The following is a 2,195-nucleotide window of genomic DNA, read 5'->3' as shown; positions in this document are numbered from 1 at the left end:
GATGTCAGCCTTACCGTCACCGGTGACATCCGCCAGGAACCGCGGATGCTTCTCCACACGCCAACCACCAGCCACATAGCCGAAGTTGTTGACGACCAGACTCATCGGCTGGAAAGTGCCATCACCATTCGACAGCGCCACCCACACACCCGCATCACCGAAACCGACGATGTCAGCCTTACCGTCACCGGTGACATCCGCCAGGAACCGCGGATGCTTCTCCACACGCCAACCACCAGCCACATAGCCGAAGTTGTTGACGACCAGCCGGGGCGTTTCGAAGAGGCCGTCCGAGTGGCCAAGCGACACGAAGGCGCCCGCGTCGCCGAAGCCGACGATGTCGAGCCGCTTGTCGCCGGTGATGTCGGCGAGGAATCGCGGGTGCTTGTCCACGCGCCAGCCACCGGCCGCGTAGCCGAAGTTGCGGACCAGCAGCTGCGGCGCCCAGCCCAGGTGGGCCGGAGTGAACTCGCAGACCTCGAACGTGTTGGCCTTCATCAGGCAGGGGACGCCACCGCCCCCGGCGCAGTTCTCGCAGTTGCCGTTGGCCAGACCGAACCTGCCCCAGGATCCGCCGCAGTCGCACTTGCTGGTGGCGTACTCGTCCGGGCAGCCGAAGATGTGCCCCGACTCGTGGGCGAAGACCCGGTCGATGTTGTCGGGTCCCCAGCCGTCGTTGTCGTACTGCATCACGAGCCGGGGGCCGCCGATGCTCGCGTACGCGAAGTGGTTGAGGGGGTACTTGGTGAAGAACCCGCAGTAGGTCCAGCGCGTGCCGAAGCGGGTGCGCAGGTCCTCGACGTACGCGCCCACCCCGGCGAAGTCCGCGCTGTAGCCGATCGCGGCCATCGCCGGGTTGCGCCAGAGGGCTTCCAGGTCGGCGGCGTTCGGGTCCGCGGGGACCGTCACGGCCACGTCCTGGATGTCGTAAGAGAAGCTGATGCCGGCGACGGGGTTGGTCGTGGCGTAGAAGCTCAGCCCGTTCTGCACCTCCGCGACGACCTTGAGGATCTCGGCGTTGGAGAACTGCAGCTCAGGAGTCGGCCCCTGCACGATGACGATGCCGACCGCGACCGTCCCCTCCAGGTACGAGCTGGTGGGCGCGGGCGCTGCGGCTCCCTCGGCCCTGGCCGAGGACGCGGGGGTGGGCACGATCGTAGTGCAGTCGGGCATGTCCCAGGCCTCTGCGTGCCGTGGGCGCCGGCTCTTCGCCGCCTTGTACGCGGCGGACTCACGCAGTCGCAGCGCGGCAAGCCCCAGTTGCTCCACCTCGGTGAGGCCGTCCGTGTCGCCCGGCTCCGGGCCTGGTGGCGCCTTGGCCGGCCCGGCCAGGGAGGCGACGACACTGACTCGGCCGTAACGGTGAATCGTGTGTCCTGCCCCGGGCCAGGTCGGGGCGGCGCTCCGCTGGTTCGCGTCCGCTCCGAGCACCGCACGTTCCGTGACGCTGATGTCGCCGGCCATCTCACACTCCGTTCGGGTTCTGGTCGGGCGCCCGGAACTCCGGGTCGCCCCAGTTCCGGCCCTCGCCCCGCCTCGGTGACTTTCCTGTGGGCCCCGACTTCCAGGCCTCGATGAACAGGAGCGCGCGCTCGTCGACTTGGCGTACGACGGCCTCGTCGCCCATGCTCGTGATCTCTCCGTGCGGTGAACGGGCGAGCGCCAGACGGCCACCGCCGGACAGTTCCCGCAGGTGTTCCGCCAGTTTCTCCGCGTTCTCCGCGCTCACGCGGAACACCGTGATCCAGGGAGGCACACGGGCCACTACCGGCCAGCTGCCTTCCACCTCGCCAGCGCCGCGGGCCTCACCCACGACGAGGATCTCCGTGCCGACCATGGCGGCCCCCGCTGCTCCGAGCGTCTACGGACGCGATGCGTCCCGCTCAGGGGGGAAACTCAACTCCCGGGCTGATGGACCGTCTACGCCAAATCCAGCCAGATGGATGAATCTTCACTGAAGTGTCATGAAGGGGCGGATTCACCACAAGTGCCCTTCGGCCCCGTCATGAACCCCGCCCCCAGCGAACTGCTCCCGTCGCTTTGGACGGCGGCCGGGACGGGATCCGAATGATCCCCTCTGCATCGTCCAACGGCTGTGGGGGGGGGGGGGGGGGGGGGGGGGGGGGGGGGGGGGGGGGGGGGGGGGGGGGGGGGGGGGGGGGGGGGGGGGGGGGGGGGGGGGGGGGGGGGGGGGG

Annotated in this window: 2 protein-coding genes; both read right to left on the bottom strand. The window is 69.5% G+C overall.

From position 1 onward, the window contains the following. The coding region (locus ACN6LB_RS45740) for an FG-GAP-like repeat-containing protein (RefSeq protein ID WP_445031088.1) at nt 1-1,464 on the bottom strand (1,464 nt) is incomplete at its 3' end. 1 nt (nt 1,465) lies between these two features. Next, nucleotides 1,466-1,729, bottom strand: coding sequence for a hypothetical protein (locus tag ACN6LB_RS45735; RefSeq protein ID WP_445031087.1), 264 nt, complete (start codon nt 1,727-1,729; stop codon nt 1,466-1,468). Nucleotides 1,730-2,195: the final 466 nt, after the last annotated feature.

The sequence above is a fragment of the Streptomyces sp. SAS_270 genome, from assembly GCF_052543295.1.
This window is presented reverse-complemented; position numbering and strand designations above follow the sequence as displayed.